This window comes from Accumulibacter sp., from assembly GCF_023806635.1.
Classification (GTDB): Bacteria; Pseudomonadota; Gammaproteobacteria; order Burkholderiales; family Rhodocyclaceae; genus Accumulibacter.
The window spans coordinates 30,085-48,384 of sequence record NZ_JAMTDQ010000006.1; the positions used below are offsets into that span (position 1 = coordinate 30,085).

The 18,300-nt window shown below is 64.4% G+C and carries 18 protein-coding genes, 1 other RNA gene and 1 pseudogene; 5 read left to right on the forward strand and 15 right to left on the reverse strand.

Features of this window, described 5'->3' with window-relative positions; genetic code table 11:
- The first annotated feature begins 194 nt into the window (after positions 1 to 194).
- Positions 195 to 674 (forward strand): hypothetical protein, encoded by a 480-nt coding sequence (locus tag NFW30_RS00905; RefSeq protein WP_295349970.1) that lies wholly within the window; start codon positions 195 to 197, stop codon positions 672 to 674.
- 97 nt (positions 675 to 771) lie between these two features.
- On the forward strand, positions 772 to 1,674 hold the full coding sequence (locus NFW30_RS00910) for a DMT family transporter (RefSeq protein ID WP_295349972.1): 903 nt from the start codon (positions 772 to 774) through the stop codon (positions 1,672 to 1,674).
- A 165-nt stretch (positions 1,675 to 1,839) separates the two neighbouring features.
- Here the strand turns inward: NFW30_RS00910 and NFW30_RS00915 are convergent, their stop codons facing one another.
- The 10 genes and pseudogenes from NFW30_RS00915 to NFW30_RS00960 form a co-directional block, all read right to left on the reverse strand.
- Entirely contained in the window at positions 1,840 to 2,253 is a 414-nt protein-coding gene (locus tag NFW30_RS00915) for a ClpXP protease specificity-enhancing factor (protein WP_295349974.1), read from the reverse strand.
- Between the two features lie 70 nt (positions 2,254 to 2,323).
- Entirely contained in the window at positions 2,324 to 2,920 is a 597-nt protein-coding gene (locus NFW30_RS00920; RefSeq protein ID WP_287463356.1) for a glutathione S-transferase N-terminal domain-containing protein, read from the reverse strand.
- 103 nt (positions 2,921 to 3,023) lie between these two features.
- Positions 3,024 to 3,734: a cytochrome c1 gene (locus tag NFW30_RS00925; RefSeq protein ID WP_295349978.1), complete on the reverse strand. Its 711-nt coding sequence runs from the start codon at positions 3,732 to 3,734 to the stop codon at positions 3,024 to 3,026.
- A gap of 13 nt (positions 3,735 to 3,747) precedes the next feature.
- Positions 3,748 to 5,067: a cytochrome bc complex cytochrome b subunit gene (locus NFW30_RS00930; protein ID WP_295349980.1), complete on the reverse strand. Its 1,320-nt coding sequence runs from the start codon at positions 5,065 to 5,067 to the stop codon at positions 3,748 to 3,750.
- Between the two features lie 3 nt (positions 5,068 to 5,070).
- Positions 5,071 to 5,667, reverse strand: coding sequence for a ubiquinol-cytochrome c reductase iron-sulfur subunit (gene petA, locus NFW30_RS00935; RefSeq protein WP_295349982.1), 597 nt, complete (start codon positions 5,665 to 5,667; stop codon positions 5,071 to 5,073).
- Positions 5,668 to 5,767: 100 nt separating this feature from the next.
- Positions 5,768 to 6,370 (reverse strand): recombination mediator RecR, encoded by a 603-nt coding sequence (gene recR / locus NFW30_RS00940; RefSeq protein ID WP_295349984.1) that lies wholly within the window; start codon positions 6,368 to 6,370, stop codon positions 5,768 to 5,770.
- Positions 6,370 to 6,693, reverse strand: a complete 324-nt coding sequence (locus NFW30_RS00945) for a YbaB/EbfC family nucleoid-associated protein (protein ID WP_034936654.1) — start codon at positions 6,691 to 6,693, stop codon at positions 6,370 to 6,372. Before NFW30_RS00945 ends, recR begins: the two co-directional genes overlap by 1 nt.
- 21 nt (positions 6,694 to 6,714) lie before the next feature.
- Positions 6,715 to 8,373, reverse strand: coding sequence for a DNA polymerase III subunit gamma/tau (gene dnaX / locus NFW30_RS00950; RefSeq protein ID WP_295349987.1), 1,659 nt, complete (start codon positions 8,371 to 8,373; stop codon positions 6,715 to 6,717).
- 114 nt (positions 8,374 to 8,487) lie between these two features.
- An RNA gene (gene ffs / locus NFW30_RS00955) (signal recognition particle sRNA small type) lies at positions 8,488 to 8,586 on the reverse strand.
- A 65-nt stretch (positions 8,587 to 8,651) separates the two neighbouring features.
- Positions 8,652 to 8,771: pseudogene (locus NFW30_RS00960) on the reverse strand ((Fe-S)-binding protein); the annotation flags it as partial.
- A 423-nt stretch (positions 8,772 to 9,194) separates the two neighbouring features.
- Between NFW30_RS00960 and NFW30_RS00965 the strand changes: the two are divergent.
- Positions 9,195 to 9,845, forward strand: coding sequence for a histidine phosphatase family protein (locus NFW30_RS00965; RefSeq protein ID WP_295349989.1), 651 nt, complete (start codon positions 9,195 to 9,197; stop codon positions 9,843 to 9,845).
- A gap of 154 nt (positions 9,846 to 9,999) precedes the next feature.
- Here NFW30_RS00965 and NFW30_RS00970 read toward each other — a convergent pair whose 3' ends face one another.
- Together NFW30_RS00970 and NFW30_RS00975 are read right to left on the reverse strand one after the other, a co-directional pair.
- The gene (locus NFW30_RS00970) at positions 10,000 to 10,428 is read right to left on the reverse strand and encodes a CBS domain-containing protein (protein WP_295349991.1); all 429 of its coding nucleotides are present in this window, start codon (positions 10,426 to 10,428) and stop codon (positions 10,000 to 10,002) included.
- Between the two features lie 131 nt (positions 10,429 to 10,559).
- Positions 10,560 to 11,195 carry a c-type cytochrome gene (locus tag NFW30_RS00975; RefSeq protein WP_295349993.1) on the reverse strand — a complete coding sequence of 212 codons (636 nt, stop codon included), beginning with the start codon at positions 11,193 to 11,195 and terminating at the stop codon, positions 10,560 to 10,562.
- Between NFW30_RS00975 and yihA the strand changes: the two genes are divergently transcribed.
- Both yihA and hemB read left to right on the forward strand, forming a co-directional pair.
- Positions 11,194 to 12,102, forward strand: a complete 909-nt coding sequence (gene yihA / locus NFW30_RS00980) for a ribosome biogenesis GTP-binding protein YihA/YsxC (protein WP_363322048.1) — start codon at positions 11,194 to 11,196, stop codon at positions 12,100 to 12,102. The genes NFW30_RS00975 and yihA overlap by 2 nt on opposite strands.
- 148 nt (positions 12,103 to 12,250) lie before the next feature.
- On the forward strand, positions 12,251 to 13,267 hold the full coding sequence (gene hemB, locus NFW30_RS00985; protein ID WP_295371625.1) for a porphobilinogen synthase: 1,017 nt from the start codon (positions 12,251 to 12,253) through the stop codon (positions 13,265 to 13,267).
- Here the strand turns inward: hemB and NFW30_RS00990 are convergent.
- Genes NFW30_RS00990 through NFW30_RS01000 form a run of 3 tightly spaced genes read right to left on the reverse strand, consistent with a single transcriptional unit; the run spans position 13,251 to position 18,278 of the window.
- Entirely contained in the window at positions 13,251 to 14,318 is a 1,068-nt protein-coding gene (locus NFW30_RS00990; RefSeq protein ID WP_295371628.1) for an acyltransferase family protein, read from the reverse strand. The genes hemB and NFW30_RS00990 overlap by 17 nt on opposite strands.
- 28 nt (positions 14,319 to 14,346) lie before the next feature.
- Positions 14,347 to 17,580 (reverse strand): PAS domain S-box protein, encoded by a 3,234-nt coding sequence (locus NFW30_RS00995; protein ID WP_295371630.1) that lies wholly within the window; start codon positions 17,578 to 17,580, stop codon positions 14,347 to 14,349.
- Positions 17,577 to 18,278 carry a pyrimidine 5'-nucleotidase gene (locus NFW30_RS01000; RefSeq protein WP_295350000.1) on the reverse strand — a complete coding sequence of 234 codons (702 nt, stop codon included), beginning with the start codon at positions 18,276 to 18,278 and terminating at the stop codon, positions 17,577 to 17,579. Before NFW30_RS01000 ends, NFW30_RS00995 begins: the two co-directional genes overlap by 4 nt.
- Positions 18,279 to 18,300: the final 22 nt, after the last annotated feature.

Here is an 18,300-nt window from a genome sequence, read left to right on the forward strand (position 1 = left end):
GTGCGCGATTCTATCGCGAAGCACTGCTGCGTGGGCCCCCGGGGACGACCCCGCGAGGTCGGTGCAGGGATCCTGGCGACGGTGGCCCCGTACCGCGAGGAGAAAGCGCGCTGCGGCTCCCGCTTGACTCCCGGGAGCTTTTGTCTCAGCCTTCGGCATCGACACCGCGGGCGAAGCGAAAGGAAGCGCGAGCGATGGGCAGCAGGCTGATCATGCACTGGAGCGAGTACGACCAAGCGGTACAGGAGATCCTCGACCTGTCCCCGACCAGGCTGGAAATCTTCGACGAGGATCTGTCAGCGCTGAAGCTCGAGACCGCGCCGCGGGTGGCCGCCCTGCGCGCTTTGCTCGTCGCTCCCAGTCACCACCGGCATCTGCGCATCGTCGTTCGCAAACGTGAGTTCGTCTGCCAGTACAGCCCCCACCTGATGAACCTGCTGCAGCTCTACGCGCCGTTATTGACGATCATTCACGCGCCGCCCCAGCTGGACAGACTTGACGATTGCCTGATGATCGCCGACGATCGGCACACTCTCGTCCGCTTTCATCGCGACCAGCCGCGTGCCAGGTTGATCGTCGATGATGCTGGCGAGTGCGCCCCCTATTGCCAGCGCTTCGCTGAAGTCCTGGGAGAGGGAGGAGATGCCCTTGGGTCGACGACGCTCGGACTCTAGCGCCGTCACGATCGTTGCAGAACGCGTCTGGTGTCCGCCGCCGGGCAGCCACGGCCGGCAGCGCCGGCATTTTCCCTTCCACGAAGGCAACGCAGCCTTGACTCGCTCGCAAGCCAACCTCGTCCTGCTCAGCGTGGCCCTGATCTGGGGCCTGGCCTTCGTTGCCCAGGCGGAAGGGATGGCCGGGGTGGGACCGCTGACCTTCACCGGCATCCGTTTCCTGCTCGGCGCGGTGATCGTGCTGCCACTGGCCTGGCGCGAGTGGCGGCAACGCTCGACACAGCGCATGCCAGCCCGAGCCGGCGACGTTCTCGTTGTCTGCGCCCTCGGCGTGCTGCTGATGCTCGGCGCGGCGCTGCAACAGATCGGCATCACCAGCACGACGGTGACCAACGCCGGCTTCCTGACGGCACTATACGTACCGCTGGTACCGCTGCTGGCCTGGCTTCTGCTGCGCACCCGGCCGCACTGGTCGGTCTGGCCGACGTCGCTCGGCTGCCTCGGCGGCACTTGGCTGCTGGCTGGCGCGCAGGGGCTGGAGCCCGCCGGCGGCGATCTGTGGGTCGTCGCCAGCAGCCTCTTCTGGGCGCTGCACGTCCTCTTCGTTGGTCGCGTTGCCGGGCGCATCGCGGCGCCGTTCCTCATCGCCTGCGGACAGTTCATTGTTTGCGGCATCGGCAGCCTGCTCTGGGGAACCCTGACCGAGACCATCACCCTGGGTGGGATTCGCCAGGCGCTGCTGCCGATCGGCTATGCCGGGATCGTCTCGGTGGCCATCGGCTTCACCGCGCAGGTGATCGGACAGCGTTACGCGCAGCCGTCCGACGCGGCGATCATCCTCTCGGCCGAAACCGTCTTCGCCGCGCTCTTTGGCTACCTGCTGCTGGGCGAACGGCTGCATGCAGCCGGAATCGCCGGTTGCGGGCTGATCCTGGCCTGCATCGTCATCGTCCAGCTTGCGCCACTGCATGGGGCCCGCCAGCGCGCGCGCGCAGGATGAGCCGGCGCTCCCTTTGGGGCGAGGCCGCCTGGCCGATGGACGACCGACTCGCGGCGGCAGCGGCAACCCACCCACTCCGCCGCGCCCAGAACGGCAGCAGGCGGCGAAAACGGACAACCACGGACTGTGCCGGCTCCGCGCGCCGCCATTCCGCCGCAGCGTTCCTCACTTGACCCGCTGCAGTCGCGCGCGACCGCCGGCGGGCGGCGGTTCCGGCCGTTCCTCCGGATCCGGATCGACCGTCGCCTCAGGCGCGGCGATGCTTTCCGGCTCGAAAGCCATGCCGGCACCGTTCTCGCGAGCATAGATCGCCGAAACACTTCCCATCGGCACCCAGATGTCTCTTGCAACACCGGCGAAACGAGCCTGGAAGCTGACTCCGTCATTGGCGATAGCGAGCTGCGCGGTCGCCTCGTAACCGACATTGAGCACGATCTGGCCGTCGCGGACATGCTCCCGCGGAACGCGCGTGCTGGCATCCACCACGACGGCGAGGTAGGGGGTGAAGCCGTTGTCGCAGCACCATTGGTGAATGGCACGGATGAGATAGGGTTTGGTGGAGGGTAGGTTGGCGTTCATCTTCCAGCGAGCTCAGTCATGGCGTGCTGGGCGAGCGGCGAGCGTCGGCGCCCTGGCAGCGGCACCGCTCTCAGCGGCGCATCGCCTTCTCCGATGGCGTCAGGGCATCGATGAAGCCTTGACGGCTGAAAATTCGCTCGCCGTACTTCATCAGGGGTGCCGCGGCTTTCGACAGCTCGATCCCGTAATGGTCGAGCCGCCAGAGAAGCGGGGCAATGGCGACATCAAGCATCGAAAACTCCTCGCCAAGCATGTGCTTCTGCTTGACGAAGACCGGCGCCATCTCGGTCAGTCGATCGCGGATCTGGACGCGGGAGCGGTCAGCCGCCTTGCTGTTCTTTTCCAGAGCCTCGATGTAGGAGAAGACCTCGCGCTCCATGGTGATCAGCAGCTGACGCGCGCGCGCGCGCATGATCGGATCGGCCGGCATCAGCTGCGGATGCGGGAAGCGCTCGTCGATGTACTCGTTGATGATGTTCGGCTCGTACAGGATGAGGTCGCGTTCTACCAGCACGGGAACGCGCCCGTAGGGATTGATGATGGCGATGTCCTCGGGCTTGGCGAACAGGTCGACATCGATCACCTGAAAATCCATTCCCTTTTCGTAGAGAACGATGCGGCAGCGGTGACTGAACGGGCAGGTAGTCCCGGAGTAGAGATTCATCATGATCAAATACCTCAAAAACGAATCGGCACCGCAACGGCGACAGGCGTTTCGCGCGCCCTCGCCGGCGATGCCGCGGCCCGATGACCCGGCTCTTCTTCTTGGCTTACTTGACGTCCTTCCAGTAGGCTTTCTTCAATGCGTAGGCAAAACCGAAGAGCACCACGAGGAAGGCGAGGACGCCAAAGCCCAGGTTCTGCCGGAATCCCGCATGCGGCTCGGCAAGCCAGACCATGAAACCGACGAGGTCGCCGATGAGCTTGTCGTACTCGGCGGCAGACAGGCTGCCCGGCGCCATCAGCTCGAGCTTGTGATCCTTGTTCATTACCTGCACACCCTGCAGCTGCCAGAGTACGTGCGGCATGCCGACGTTCTCGAAGACGACGTTGTTCCAGCCGGTCGGCCGCTTGTCATCGACGTAGAAGGATCGCAGGTAGGTGTACAGCCAATCCGCACCGCTGCCGTCTGCCGACGACCGGGCTCGAGCGATCAGCGTCAGGTCCGGCGGCGCGGCACCGAACCATCTCTTCTGCTCATCGGGGCGAGCGGCAACGCGCATCGTCTCACCGATCTTCTCGGCGGTGAACATCAGGTTGTCGCGTACCTGCTGCTCGGTCAGGCCCAGTTCGGTCAGTCGCGAGTAACGGGCGAAACTGGCGCCATGGCAGTTCAGACAGTAGTTGACGAATGTGCGGGCGCCGCTCTGCAAGGCAGCATTGTCGCCTTGTACGTTGGGCGCCCTGTCGAGATGGATGGCAGCGCCGCTGGCCAGGGCAAGGGCCGGCGCGAAGAGCAGCGCGGCAAGCAGTTTTTTCATTTTGTCCATTCCTTTACATCGTCACGCGATCAGGTTCCGGCTCGTACTTGTCTATCTTCGACCACCACGGCATGGTCAGGAAGAAAAGGAAGTAGTAGGCGGTGAGGATCTGCGCAACCGGGGCGCCCGGGATGACACCGAAGAAGGCATACGAAGGCGGTTGCGTACCCAGGAATCCAAGCAGGACGAAGGAAATGACGAACAGGGTCAGCAGGGTCTTGAAGATCGGGCCACGGTAGCGAATGGACTTCACCGGGCTGCGGTCGAGCCACGGCAAAAAGGCGAGGATCACGACGCCGGCCCCCATCAGCACGACGCCCCAGAACTTCGCGTCGATACCGAACAGCGGCCAGACCATCGCCCGCAGCAGAGAGTAGTAGGGCGTGAAATACCAGACCGGGGCAATGTGTGGCGGGGTCTTCAGTGGATCCGCCGGCAGGAAGTTGTTGTACTCGAGGAAGTAGCCACCGCCCTCCGGCGCGAAGAAGACGATGATCGAGAAGACCATCAGGAAGACCACGACGCCGACAATGTCCTTCACCGTATAGTACGGGTGGAAGGGGATGCCATCGAGCGGATTGCCATGGACATCCTTGCGTTTCTTGATCTCGACGCCATCCGGATTGTTCGAGCCCACTTCGTGCAGCGCCAGGATGTGTGCCGCAATGAGGCCGAGGAGGACAAGCGGAACGGCGATGACGTGAAACGAGAAGAAGCGATTGAGCGTCGCGTCGCCGACGACGAAGTCGCCGCGAATCCAGATCGACAGCGGCTCGCCGATCAGCGGAATGGCCGAGAACAGGTTGACGATGACCTGCGCTCCCCAGAACGACATCTGCCCCCAGGGCAACAGGTAGCCCATGAAGGCTTCGGCCATCAGGCAGAGGAAGATCAGCGTGCCGAAAACCCAGATCAGCTCGCGCGGCTGCCGGTACGAGCCGTACAGGAGGCCACGGAACATGTGCAGGTAGACGACGATGAAGAATGCCGACGCGCCCGTCGAGTGCATGTAGCGGATCAGCCAGCCCCAGTTGACGTCGCGCATGATGTATTCGACGCTGGCAAAGGCGACCGGGATGCCGTTTTCGTTGAGCGACGCGTCCGGCTTGTAGTGCATGACGAGGAAGATGCCGGTAACGATCTGGATGACCAGCACCAGCATCGCCAGCGAACCGAAGAAGTACCAGAAGTTGAAGTTCTTGGGCGCGTAATACTCGGACAGGTGTCCGCGCCACATCGAAGTCGCCGGGAAGCGCGCATCGAACCACTCGATCAGGTTGCCCTGCAGCGAGCCGTCAGACTTGTATTTTTCGAAGTTGGTATTCGACGCCATGGCTTAGGCCCCCTTCTTGTCTTCGCCGATAAGGATCCTCTTATCGGACAGGTACATGTGCCGGGGCACCTCGAGATTGTCGGGTGCCGGCTTGCTCTTGAAGACCCGGCCGGCGAAATCGAAGGTCGAACCATGGCAGGGACAGAGGAAACCGCCCAGCCAGGCGCTGTCCATCCCCTCTTCCGTACCGCGCCTGAACTTCGCCGAGGGCGAGCACCCGAGATGCGTACAAATACCCACAACGACCATGATCTCGGGCTTGATCGAACGTGTTTCGTTCCGGCAGTAATCCGGCTGCATGTTCTTTTCCGACTTCGGGTCGGCCATTTCGCCGTCGAGCTTGGGCAGCGTCTCCAGCATGTGCGTCGTACGGTTGATGATCCACACCGGCCGACCACGCCACTCGACGGTGATCATCTGGCCGGGCTCAAGACTGCCGATATCGACTTCAACCGGTGCGCCGGCCGCCCTGGCCCGCTCGGACGGCAGCATGCTGGAGACGAAGGGTACGAGCGCAGCGATCGCCCCCACCCCGCCAACCGCAGCGGTGGCAACGATCAGTCGCCGCCTTCCGCCGTCCACCTTGCACTCATTGCTCATAGCGCTGATCCCTAGGACATAGTAAGAGTTGCTGCATACCAAACCGCAACATTATACGCCAATCTCCATACGGTTTTGAATCCGGAACCGCCGCAAGACCCTATCCGGCGAGCGGTCGGCGTTCTCGCAGAGCCTGCGCCAGAGTCCCGGCATCGACGTATTCGAGCTCGCCACCGACCGGCACGCCGCGTGCGATTCGCGATACGCTGACGCCACGACTGCGCAACATCTCTCCGAGGTAGTGTGCCGTCGCCTCCCCTTCGTTCGTGTAGTTGGTGGCGATGATCACTTCACGCACCACCCCATCACACGCGCGCGCGAGCAATCGCTCGAGGCGCAGTTCGGCCGGTCCGATGCCATCGAGCGGCGAGACACGCCCCATCAGCACGTAGTACAGCCCGGCGTACGCATGCGTCTGTTCGAGCATGTTCATGTCGACCGGCGTCTCGACGACGCACAACAGGGCAGGATCCCGCTTGCTGGACTGGCAGCGCGAACAGATCTCCGATTCGCTGAAGGTGTTGCAGCGCTGACAGTGCCGCAGCGCCGCCAGTGCGAGTTGCAACGACCCAGCGAGACGCTGCGCGCCCTCGCGGTCGTGCTGCATCAGGTGATAGGCCATCCGCTGCGCCGACTTCGGCCCCACGCCCGGCAGACAGCGCAGAGCCTCGATCAGCGACTCGAGGCTCGACGGCGTCGTCATCAGAACGGCATCTTGAACCCGGGCGGCAGGTTTAGTCCTGCCGAGAAGCCGGCCATCCGTTCCTGCGAGGCCTGCTCAGCCCGTCGCATCGCGTCGTTCAGAGCCGCCGCCACCAAGTCCTCGAGCATCTCGCGGTCGTCCATCACCGACGGGTCGATCGTCACCCGCCGCACACTGTGCGCGCAGGTCATCAGCACCTTGACCATGCCGGCGCCGGCTTGCCCCTCGACTTCGAGCTCCGCCAGCTGCTCCTGCGCCTTCTTCATGTTTTCCTGCATCTGCTGGGCCTGTTTCATCAGGCCGGCGATTCCACCTTTCATCATTTCTCTTGCCTCGATGCTTTCTCAAACGGGTTTGATTGACGATTCGATCAGGGTCGCGTCGAACATCTCGATGATCTCGCGCACGAACCCATCCTGCTCGACCGACGCGATCGCGCGGTCCATGCGCTCCTGGCGGTCGCGTTGTGCCGCCGCCGCCGGAGTATCACCCGCGCCCTCCGCAACCGCGATGCCCAACTGCATCGGCATGGCGAAATAATCGACGAGTGCCTGCTGCAGCTTGTCCTGCGCCGCCCTCATCAGTAGATGGCGATGCCTTGGCGCCAGCTGCAGCTGGATGCGGCCGGCTGCCAGCTCGCACAGCTCGCAGTGCTGCGCCAGTTCACGCGCCATGCCACTTGGCTTGATGGCGGCAAGCAGCTCGTGCCAGTCGCTGGCTGGCGATGCCGGCCCCGGCCCGACACGCGCCGGCACCAGTGGCGGCGTTGGCGGTGGCGCGGCTCGCCCGACGCCAACCGAGGCATCGGCACGGGAAGGCTGCGACGGCCTCGTCGCATCGGCGAGCGGCAGTGACTTCGTGGACGGCCGGCCGGCGCTGCTGGCCGCCGCCAGTGCCCGCCCGCTGGCGGCCTCCTCCGACTCGGGACGGAAGGCATGCAGGCGCAACAGGGTCATCACGAAACCGGCCTGCTCGTCTGGCGCCAGCGGCAGCTCCTGACGACCATGCACCGCCATCTGATACGCCAGCTGCACATACTCCGGGTCGAGTCGGGCAGCGATGCCGAGCAGTCGCGCACGCTCCGGAAGATCGTCGGCGATCGCCTGCGGCGCGAGTTGCGCGACCTGCACGCGAGTGAACAGGGCTGCCAGCTCCTGCAGGGCGGCATCGAACGATAGGCTGCGCGCCGCCATATCATCGGCCACCTGCAGCATTCCTGCTGGGTCGCCGGCAAGCAGGGCGTCGAGAATGGAAAACAGGTGGTCCAGATCGACGGCACCCAGCATTTGCCTCACCAGAGCTTCCTCGACCCTCCCCGAACCATGCGCAATCGCCTGGTCGAGCAAGGACAGCGCATCGCGCATGCTGCCCGCAGCCGAGCGTGCGAGCAGTTGCAGCGCCCCCGCCTCGGCGCCGATCGCCTCCTCTTCGAGAATCTGCCGCAAGTGGCTGGCAATCAGGGGCGGCGTCATCTGCTTCAGATTGAACTGCAGGCAGCGCGAGAGGACGGTGACCGGAATCTTCTGTGGATCGGTCGTCGCGAGAATGAACTTGACATGCTCGGGCGGCTCCTCGAGGGTCTTCAACATCGCGTTGAAAGCCGAGTTGGAGAGCATGTGCACCTCGTCGATGACGTACACCTTGAAGCGGCCTCTTGTTGGCGCATAGACCGCATTATCGAGGAGCTGCCGCATCTCGTCGACCCGGGTATTGGTTGCTGCATCGACCTCGAGGAGGTCGACGAAGCGCCCGGCATCGATTTCCTGGCAGGCGGAACAGAGCCCGCAGGGCGCCGCGGTGACGCCTGTTTCGCAGTTCAGTGCCTTGGCCAGGATGCGCGCCAGCGTCGTCTTGCCAACCCCCCGCGTGCCGGTGAACAGGTAGGCATGGTGCAGGCGCTGCGCCGTCAGCGCATGCTCGAGCGCGCGCACGACGTGTTCCTGTCCGACGAGGCTGGCAAACGTGCGCGGGCGCCATTTGCGCGCCAGGACCTGATAGCTCATGCGCGGATTCTAGCAGATGGCGCCGCGGGCCCCGTCACAGTTTGCTTGCCACCGGTGCCGCGGGAGGGCGCCCGGGCCATGCCGTCGGCCTGCATCGACACGACCACAGAAGGAAATGGCGAGCCTTACCCCCGGCACTCGCATCAGACGGCTGTGGCTGCTTCCTTCCGGACCTGACCAGGTTCACCATCCTGCGATGCGGGGAGACCCGCCGGAGCGAATGCTATCACATCAACCGCCGCCGCGCCCGAAATGCGGCAGGAAGTCGGCACGAAAGGAGCCTCGCTGCACTGAGTACAGGTATAAGGAGCCTTGGGAGCCTCGTGATGAAAACCGAAGACCTTGATGCGCGACCGCGAGGGGTTGACCATCCCCGTATTCTCATGAGAACAGGCCATTTCGCACTGCAGGCGCCCGGTACCCTTGCCCGGGTCGATGTGCAACGATTATTCCATGACGTCTCCTCCTCTGGGTGACCGATGATCCTGCGGCCCGACATCGCGTCTTCTGCGATCGATGGATCACTATGGGCAAGAGGAGAGATCAATTGAGGTTGCGCTGCAGCAATTCCTGCTGCGCACTCTGTCGATTGGTCGCTGCGACAAAGCTGGCATGCGGCGGCCGACAGCCGGCGGCGCATCGGCACGAACTCGGGCGGCGGGCAGCGAATGCCTTAGAATCCGCCTTTTTCCGTCCACCCGCCGCCTGGCGGCAGGTCGATGGCGCATGCTGCCGGAGGAGGAGCCCTCTCGCCGCGGCACCAGAAACCCGGCGCAGGTGCTGGTGGCGGCAACGCGCCGCCACCCTACGTGAAAATCGTGATGACCAAGAACGAAGCCACCCGAATCTGCCTCGTCCGCCATGGCGAGACCACCTGGAACGCGGAAAAGCGCATTCAGGGTCAGATCGACATCGGACTCAATGCCGCAGGTCTGGCACAGGCGCAGGCGGCGGCAGACTGGCTCGCTGCCGGAAGCGCGGTGACTGCCCTGTACAGCAGCGACCTCCTGCGCGCACGCCAGACGGCCGAGCGCATCGCCCACAGGCTGAAGCTTGTGCCCGCTTTCCGGCCGGAGTTTCGCGAACGACGCTACGGGTTCTTCGAAGGGCTGACCTACGACGAGTCACGCGCGCGCTATCCAGCGGATTACCACGCCTTCGAGACCCGCGATCCAGACTTCGTGATCCCGTTCGGCGGCGAGAGCCTGCTGCAACTGCACACCCGCGTCAGCGGCGGTCTGGGCCAACTGGCCGCCGCACACGAGGGAGAAACGATCATCGTCGTCACGCACGGCGGCGTCCTCGACATCGTCAACCGCCTGGCGCGCGGCAATCCGCTGTCCGCCCCACGCGACTTCCTGATTCCGAATGCCGCCATCAACTGGCTGTGCGTCCGTGGTCAGCAATGGATCCTGGAAAGCTGGGGTCAGACCGAACACCTTGCCGGTTTCGGGCTCGACGAGTTGCCCTAGACGGTGCGTCGAATCGGGATAGGGAGACCAACCGGCTGGAGCACTGGTGCCCGGATGCCGCCCCCACGGCCACCGTTGGCGGGAGGCATTGCTGGCGGCAGGTGACGAGCGCGCAAGGAGACCCGGAAGTTTCGCCGGGCAAGCGCTACCTGTGTCAGCCGGTGATGTACTTCTCCATCTGCTCGATGATGAACTTCTGCTCGCAGATCGTTTCCTTGACCACATCACCGATGGAAACGATGCCGACGACCCTGCCTTCGGCGAGCACCGGCAGGTGACGGAAGTGCTTCTCGGTCATGATGGCCATGCACTCATCGACGGTCTGCTCCGGTGTCACGTAGAGCACCTTGTCGGACATGATCTCGCCGACGCGGGTTTCCTTGGACGCCTTGCCCTGCAGGATCACCTTGCGCGCATAGTCCCGTTCGGACAGGATGCCGACGAGCTTGTCGCCGTCGAGTACCAGGACGGCGCCGACGTTGGCATCCGACATCACCTGCAAGGCACGGAAAACCGGATCTTCGGGCGAGACAACCGCCAAGTCTGCGCTCTTGGCAGCGAGGATTTGCCTGAGTGTCTTCATGAAGCGTCCTTTCTGGTCCGTGAGGCACCCGCTGTGAAACGCCCGAAGCGCGCTCCGAGGGGTGGGAAAAGGGCTGGCGGTTGCGCAGTGAAGGGCACGGCCACCGCCGGCACCAGCCGGCCGCCAGAGGTCTAGCGCAGACCTGCAGCGTACTCGGCAACCGCGTTGATCTGGTGATCGGAAAGCTTGCCGGCGATGACCCGCATCATCTTCTCCGAATCGTTGGCCCGCTCGTGACTTCGGAAGCTCTTCAACTGGGCTGCGGTATACTCGGCGTACTGACCCGCCAGGCGCGGATACTGGCTTGGCAGACCGCCGCCAGCCGGGCCGTGGCAACCGGCACACGCCGGCACGCCCTTGGAAAAATCCCCCATCCGCCAGATGGACTTGCCCTCCGCCAGGAGCTTCTCCTCCTTGGCCACGGAGGGCTTGATCTTCTGCTGTGCGAAATAGAGCGCGAGAGCGTGCATCTCCTCGTCCGACAGCGCCGCAACCATGCCGCCCATGATCGCGTTGTTGCGCACCGGCGGCTTGCCATCGATCGACTTGAAGTTGCTCAGCTGTTTGTAGAGATACTCGGGGAGCTGACCGGCGATGATCGGATTGGCCGCCGCCGGACTGTTGCCGTCGGCACCATGGCAGGCCACACAGACGCCCTCGGCGATTTCCCTGGCCTTGGCCAGGTCGGGCTTTGCCTTCGCCTGATCGGCGGCAAGGACGGGGAGACTGGCGGCCAGGAGAACCGCAAGTGCCGTGGTACGAATCATGTCCAAACTCCCAATGACAACGATGACTGAGCTGAGGCCTGCGAAGCCGGGCAACAAGCTGGTATTCTATATCAGTTTGGCAGCGGGGCGAGTTCCTCCCACCCACGCCACCTTGGCACCCATCCTCCTTCCACCACCCATCGGCTTCCCCATGCCCCTCTTCCAGAAGGCAGTCTTCCAGACGACGGTGGCCCGACTGCAGGATCTGCCAGGCGATTCGCAAGCCGAAATCGCGTTTGCGGGCCGTTCGAACTCCGGCAAGTCGTCGGCGATCAACGCCCTCGCCAACCACACGCGTCTCGCCTTTGTCTCGCGCACACCCGGACGGACCCAGCACCTCAACTACTTCCGGATAGCAGCCGGGAAGTACCTCGTGGACCTGCCCGGCTATGGCTATGCCAAGGCACCGGAAGAGATCCGTTCCCAGTGGGAAGGTCTGCTGGCGCCCTATCTGCGCTACCGCGAAGCGCTCTGCGGCCTCGTCCTGATCATGGACAGCCGACACCCTCTCACCGAACTCGACCTGCAGATGCTCGGCTGGTTTGCGCCAACGGGCAAACCGATACATGTGCTGTTGTCGAAGGCGGACAAACTGACCCGCCAGCAGCGGGATCTCGCGGCGCGCGAGGTCGCCGCGGTACTGGCGGCCGCCGGCGGCCACTGCACGTGGCAGTTCTTCTCGAGCCTCAGGAGATTGGGCATCGTGCAAGCCGAGGCCGTTCTCGCCGGCTGGGTCGGCGTGAGCGCGCAGGAAGCGGCAGCATCGCCCGCCAGCCCGCCCGGCGAGGGCAGCGCGCGCAAGAAGCGAGCGGCGATCGGCTGGAGCGCACGCAGTGCGATCAACGCCGAGCAAAAACAAAAAAAAACCCCCGGCAAAGGGGGGAGCCGGGGGCAGGACATGCCTTAAGGGAATAAGGCACCCGCTCAGGGAGGTGAAGCGGGAGACGGCAGCGCCATCTGCTGCGATGGAGTGCTGCGGTCCCCGAACAGTTCCCGCAGCACGCCGAAAGTCCGATTCATTGTGTTTATCCACCACCTGCAGACAGACGCCGCCCATGCCCAACCACTGCCAGTTCCCTGCCACCCGCATGCGCCGCATGCGACGTGACGACTTTTCCCGTCGCCTGATGCGCGAGAATCACCTGCGCGTCGATGACCTGATCTACCCGGTCTTCGTCGTCGAAGGCAGCGACCGGGTGGAACCCGTTCCCTCGATGCCCGGGGTCGAGCGACAGAGCCTCGACCGGTTGTTGAAGACGGCCGAGCGAGCTCTTTCCCTGGGAATCCCCGCCATTGCCCTCTTCCCGGTGGTTGACGCCAGCCGCAAGACAGCCGCGGCGGAAGAGGCGCTGAACCCCGACGGCCTGGTACCGCGAGTGGTGCTGGCGCTGAAGAGGGAACTCCCGGAACTCGGCGTCATCACTGACGTTGCACTCGACCCGTACACCAGCCACGGGCAGGACGGCCTGATCGACGCCAACGATCCCCGGGCCTACGTTCTCAACGACCAGACGATCGAGGTGCTCGCCCGGCAGGCGCTGGTGCACGCGCAGGCGGGTGCCGACATCGTCGCACCCTCGGACATGATGGACGGCCGCGTCGGCCGCATCCGTCGCGAACTCGACGACGCCGGCGAGATTCACACCCGCATCCTGGCCTACGCGGCAAAGTATGCATCGAGCTTCTATGGCCCGTTCCGTGACGCGGTCGGCTCGGCAGGCAACCTCGGCAAGGGCAACAAGTACAGCTACCAGATGGATCCCGCCAACAGCGACGAGGCTTTGCGTGAGGTGGCTCTCGACATCACCGAGGGGGCCGACATGGTGATGGTCAAACCAGGCATGCCGTACCTCGACATCGTCCGCCGCGTCAAGGACGAGTTCCGGGTGCCGACCTATGTCTATCAGGTCAGCGGCGAGTACGCGATGCTCAAGGCCGCGGCGCAGAACGGCTGGATCGACGAGAAAGCCTGCGTGCTGGAGAGCCTTCTGGGGTGCAAGCGCGCGGGCGCCGACGGCATCCTCAGCTACTACGCCCTGAGCGCCGCCGCCTGGCTCAGGAACTCTGCCTGACGGTGGCGGGCGCGGCATGCTGGCGGCGCGAGCCCTGCATCGCGGCTTCGACGAAACGGTAGAAGAGGGCGGCAGCGGCCATGCTCAGCAGCCACGCAACGACGAGGCCGACGAGGTTGAACCAAGGGTCGTTGCGGGCAAAGCGCGAGAAAAGGGCGTTCACCAGCAGGCAGACCGGAAAATGGACCAGGAACAGGGAATAGGACGTGCGTCCTAGATAAGCGATCAGGCGTGACTTCGGCCAGCGCTCGAGGACGCCGAAGAGCCGGGCGAGGGCAAGCGCCAGCGCCACCACGAGGGCAACCGCGATGCGCGGCCGATACTCGAGCAGCAGGGTGAGCATGACCACCGCCACCACCGGCGCGAGCCAGCAGGCGGCACGCCGCGGCCGATCATTGGTCGCCCAGTAGCTGGCCACTCCGAGCGCGTAGGAGCCGAAGAAATAGACACCCCAACTGTCCCAATCGCCATCGCGATTGAAGTGAACGAGCGACGCCAGTGCCAGCGCCGCGACGAGGCAGGCTGCAACCACCGCTTCGTGCGCAGCGCCAACCGTGACCTGCCGTGCCAGCCACAAGAGGCCAAGCAGGAGCACGAACAACTGGAAGTCTATGGCGATGTACCAGACGCCTGCCGACAGGCCTTCATGGCCGAGAACGCTCTGCAGCAGAAGCACATGTGCCAGCACCTGCGACACGGATGGAGGCGCCGGCAAGGAATCGTGCGTCATCAGCGCGCGACCTGCGGCCGCGCTGAGCAGGGCGACGAGGAGCGCAACCAGATAGGGGCTGGCGAGCTTGCAGTAGCGCTTCCAGAGCACGCCAAGCGGCTCGCTGACCCGCAGGCAACCAGCGGGTGCCAGGCTATGCACGGCCAGGAAGCCACCGACCACGAGAAACACCTGGACCGCGTAACGCGCTTCCTGGCTCAACCAGGAGATCAGATCCGGCGCCAGCGCATGGGCGTGGTCGGACATCGGACCGTAAAAGGCCAGGTGATGGAGGACGATCAACTGCGCAGCGAGCGCCTTGAGCGCGTCTATGAATGGCAATCGGGAAGGCATCGTTCGCACTCTCGGCTCAATGGTCAAGGAAGCGTTGGCGGTATTCGTCGATCGGCAGCGGTCGTCCGCAAAGGTAGCCCTGCATCTCGTCGCACCCTGCGCCGGCCAGGAAGTCGCGCTGCAGGTCCAACTCGACCCCCTCCGCGATGACCGTCAGTTGCAGACTGTGCGCCAGCGCGATCACCGCCTTCGTGATCGCGCAGTCCTCGAGGTCGGCCGGCAAGCCGCGTACGAAGCTCTGATCGATCTTCAGCTTGTTGATCGGCAACCGCTTGAGATACGCGAGCGAGGAATAGCCGGTGCCGAAATCGTCGATGACGAGGCTGATGCCCATCGCCCGCAGATTGTCGAGCACCTGCACGCTGCTTTCGGCATGACTCATGATGGCACTCTCGGTGATCTCCAGCTCGATGCAGCTCGCTGCCAGCCCCGAAGAGGCGATCGCCTTGCGCGCCGTCTGCTCGATTCCGCCACGGCTGAACTCGACGCCGGAGACGTTGATCGACAGCACACCGGGGGCGAGACCGGCGGCAACCCAGTCCGCCCAGTGGCTTGCCGCCGTCAGCAGGACCCATTCGCCGATCGCCACGATCAACCCCGACTCCTCAGCCAACCTGATGAACTCGCCCGGCATCACCAGCCCGTGCGCCGGTCGCAACCAGCGTACCAGCGCCTCGGCCCCGAGCAGCCGGCCATCGCGCAGGGAGAACTGCGGTTGCAGGTAGACGCGCAGATCGCCCCGTTCGATGGCACGGCGCAGGTCGGTCTCCATCTGCAGACGCTCGAGTGACGATCCGGTCAGTGCCTTGGTGAAGAAGTCGTAGGTATTCCGGCCGCGTTCCTTCGCCCGGTACATCGCCACGTCGGCATTCTTCATCAGCGATTCGACATCGTTTCCATCCTGGGGGAAAACGCTGATACCGATACTTGCGCCGACAAAGAACTCCTGCCCGACCGTCACCGGAGCATCCTGCAGAACGGCGAGAATCTTCTCGGCAACCAGCGAGGCGGCACCCGGCTCGGCGATGCCCTCGACGATGATCAGGAATTCGTCACCGCCGAGGCGGCCAACGGTGTCCGATTCCCGCATCAACCGGCGCAGGCGTCGCGCCACCTCGCAGAGGACCCGATCGCCAGCCTGATGGCCGAGGGTGTCGTTGATGATCTTGAAGCGGTCGAGGTCGATGAACAGGACGGCCAGCTCGTCTTCGTCGCGATGCGCCCGCTGCATTGCCTTGTGCAGCCGGTCCGACAACAGCAGCCGGTTCGGCAGGCCGGTAAGGGGGTCGTGGTGAGCCTGATGGTCCAGTTGGTCGTGTGCCCGGCGCAACTCGGTGATGTCCGAAAAGACGCCGACGTAGTGGGTGAGGCGACCCTCGCTGTCCTTGACGGCACTGATCGTCAGCGATTCCAGGAAGGTCTGTCCGTCCTTGCGCCGGTTCCACAGCTCGCCCTGCCAGCGCCCTGCCGTGATCAGTTCGTGCCACATCTGCCGGTAGAGCTCGCGATCCTGGCGACCCGACTGCAGGATGCGCGGGTTGCGTCCGATGACCTCATGCTCGCCGTAGCCGGTGATGTCCGAGAACGCCCGGTTGACGGCAATGATGCGACCGTCGGGGGCGGTGATGGTGATGCCCTCCGCACTGCTGTCGAAGACGGTGGCCGCCTGCTGCAGCCTCTCCTCCATCCGCTTGCGCTCGGTGATGTCGAGCATCACGCCCACCAGACCGCTGCCGGCCTCATCGGCATTGCCGTAGGTCGCCTTGTGGAAGATGACGTCACGATAGGAACCGTCGGCATGCAGGACCTTGGCCTCATGGACCTTGGATCCCCCGCGCGCGAGGAGTTCGTTGTCGGCCGCCTGATAGCGGTCGGCGAGTTCCTGCGGCGCGAGGTCGTGCACGGTGGCGCCCACCACTTCGCTGCGGGACCTGCCGATCATTCGCAGGAAGGCCTGATTGCAACCCAGGTAACGCCCTTCGCGACTCTTGTAGAAGACCGGACCGGGAATTGCCTCGATCAACTGCCGCATGAAATGGAGTTGCTGTGACAGCTCGCGCGTACGATCGGCGACCCGCTGCTCGAGTTCGAGATGGCTTTGCCGCAGTCTCTCCTCGGCCGCCCGCTGCGCCGTGACATCTTCGTAGGTCCAGATCCAGGTATCGGCCTTCTCGTTCTCGCCAATCGTGCGACCGATCACCCGCACCCGGATTGGCTCTCCGTCGCGCCGGCAGTAGACGAACTCGCCGGCAAGTGTCTCCCGTCCCGGACGGTGGTCGTAGACCAGCCGCCCCTCCTCCTCCCATGCCTCGTCGCTGGCAAAGAGGATGCGCACCGACTGCCCGTTCAGTCCTCCCGGGGGATAACCGAAGATCTCTTCGCAGCGACGATTGCAGCGCAGGATGGTTCGCTGCCGCTGGTAGGAGATGCCGATCATCGCGTTGTCGAAGATCAACTGCTGCTCCCACAGGCTGTCGACCAAGGCCTCTTCGGCAGCACGCCGCGCTGTCACGTCTTCGAAGAGCCAGACCAGGCCCTCATCCGGGTTGTTCGGGTTGAGGCGACTGCCCGTGACCTGGCACCAGATCGGCGTGCCATCGGCCTTGCGGTATTCCAGCTCGCCGCTGTACCGCCCGCTTGCATCGATCACCGCGTGCGCACGTTCGCCGGCCTCGCGCCAGAGTGCGTCGTTGGCGAAACAGATGCGGGTCGATTGGCCCGGCAGTGTTCCGGGTTGGTAGCCGAACATCCTCTCGAAACTCGGATTGCAGCGCTGGATGATCCGGTCGCGCAGGAAGGCAATGCCGATCGGCGCCCGCTCGAAGATGAGTGTCTGCTCGCGCAACAGGCTGTCGTTGGCAGCACGGGCGCGAACCTCGTCCGAAATGTCGCGCACGATCCAGACCGTGCCGTTTCGCGGTGTCGCCGGATCGATGGCCCGGGCCACGAGGTGGGCGACGAAGGCGCCGCCATCACGGCGCGTCATCTCCGTCACCAGGTCGAGTACCTGCCCGACGCGCAAGGAGGCGCGCGCTCTTGCGCGAAGGGCGTCGCAGGACTCGCTGTCGGGATAGAAGACGAGGTCTGGCTGTCCGACCAGAGTTCCCGGCAGCCAACCGAAGACTTCCTCGGCGCGCGGGTTGCAACGATAGACCCGACGGTTGCGGATGCAGACCACTGCCACCCCCGAATGATCGAGAATGGCGCGGTATTCCAGCAACTGCTGTGCGAGTGAGTCGGACTTCCTCATGGCGCTCCAGGCGTTCCGCCAGCGTGCCGCCTTCTTGTCCCGGGCAGCGACCGCCAGCCAGACTGCGGCAACTGCAGGCGATGCCAACGCCGTGGCAGATCGAGCACCGAGCGCAAGCGCAGATCCAGCCACGGCGGCTGACGCGTGCTGCAACTGATCCAGACAGTCTTCATCCCGAGATGTTTCGCCGTCTTCAGGTTCACCAGCGAATCCTCGACCATGATGCAGTGCTGCGGCGACAAGCTCTCGCTGCGCAGCAGATGGCGGAACCCGCCGACCGCTGGTTTCGGCTGGAAGCGGAGCCGCTCCACCGAGTAAAGCGCTGCGAACCGGTGGCGCACCCCGACCAGTTCGAGAACCGCTTCGCTGTAGGCCAGTGGCGCGTTCGAGAAGAGGATCTTGCGTCCGGGCAGGCGACCCAGCATCGCGTTCAGCCCGCGCTCGAAGACCAGCATCCGCTCGAGGTCGGGCAAGTCATGCGTGTGGTGAAGGAAGTGGTGCGGGTCGGTGCCATGATGGCGCATCAGGCCCAGCAGCGTCGCACCGTAGCGCTGCCAGTAATCGAGTCGCAGGCTGGTCGCCTCGTCTTCATCGACACCGAGGTGCTGGCGGATATAGGTCGAGATCGCACGGTTGATGTGCGGAAAGATGTGCGGCGTGGCATCGTGCAGCGTGTTGTCGAGGTCGAACAGCCACACCGGCGACACCGCGTTCAGCGCG

Bases quoted from the DNA above. Each gene is read 5' to 3' on its own strand.
- NFW30_RS00905 (WP_295349970.1), top strand. From the start codon at position 195: ATGGGCAGCAGGCTGATCATGCACTGGAGCGAGTACGACCAAGCGGTA.
- NFW30_RS00915 (WP_295349974.1), bottom strand. From the start codon at position 2,253: ATGAACGCCAACCTACCCTCCACCAAACCCTATCTCATCCGTGCCATT.
- NFW30_RS00920 (WP_287463356.1), bottom strand. From the start codon at position 2,920: ATGATGAATCTCTACTCCGGGACTACCTGCCCGTTCAGTCACCGCTGC.
- NFW30_RS00925 (WP_295349978.1), bottom strand. From the start codon at position 3,734: ATGAAAAAACTGCTTGCCGCGCTGCTCTTCGCGCCGGCCCTTGCCCTG.
- NFW30_RS00930 (WP_295349980.1), bottom strand. From the start codon at position 5,067: ATGGCGTCGAATACCAACTTCGAAAAATACAAGTCTGACGGCTCGCTG.
- petA (WP_295349982.1), bottom strand. From the start codon at position 5,667: ATGAGCAATGAGTGCAAGGTGGACGGCGGAAGGCGGCGACTGATCGTT.
- recR (WP_295349984.1), bottom strand. From the start codon at position 6,370: ATGACGACGCCGTCGAGCCTCGAGTCGCTGATCGAGGCTCTGCGCTGT.
- NFW30_RS00945 (WP_034936654.1), bottom strand. From the start codon at position 6,693: ATGATGAAAGGTGGAATCGCCGGCCTGATGAAACAGGCCCAGCAGATG.
- dnaX (WP_295349987.1), bottom strand. From the start codon at position 8,373: ATGAGCTATCAGGTCCTGGCGCGCAAATGGCGCCCGCGCACGTTTGCC.
- NFW30_RS00965 (WP_295349989.1), top strand. From the start codon at position 9,195: ATGACCAAGAACGAAGCCACCCGAATCTGCCTCGTCCGCCATGGCGAG.
- NFW30_RS00970 (WP_295349991.1), bottom strand. From the start codon at position 10,428: ATGAAGACACTCAGGCAAATCCTCGCTGCCAAGAGCGCAGACTTGGCG.
- yihA (WP_363322048.1), top strand. From the start codon at position 11,194: ATGTCCAAACTCCCAATGACAACGATGACTGAGCTGAGGCCTGCGAAG.
- NFW30_RS00975 (WP_295349993.1), bottom strand. From the start codon at position 11,195: ATGATTCGTACCACGGCACTTGCGGTTCTCCTGGCCGCCAGTCTCCCC.
- hemB (WP_295371625.1), top strand. From the start codon at position 12,251: ATGCCCAACCACTGCCAGTTCCCTGCCACCCGCATGCGCCGCATGCGA.
- NFW30_RS00995 (WP_295371630.1), bottom strand. From the start codon at position 17,580: ATGAGGAAGTCCGACTCACTCGCACAGCAGTTGCTGGAATACCGCGCC.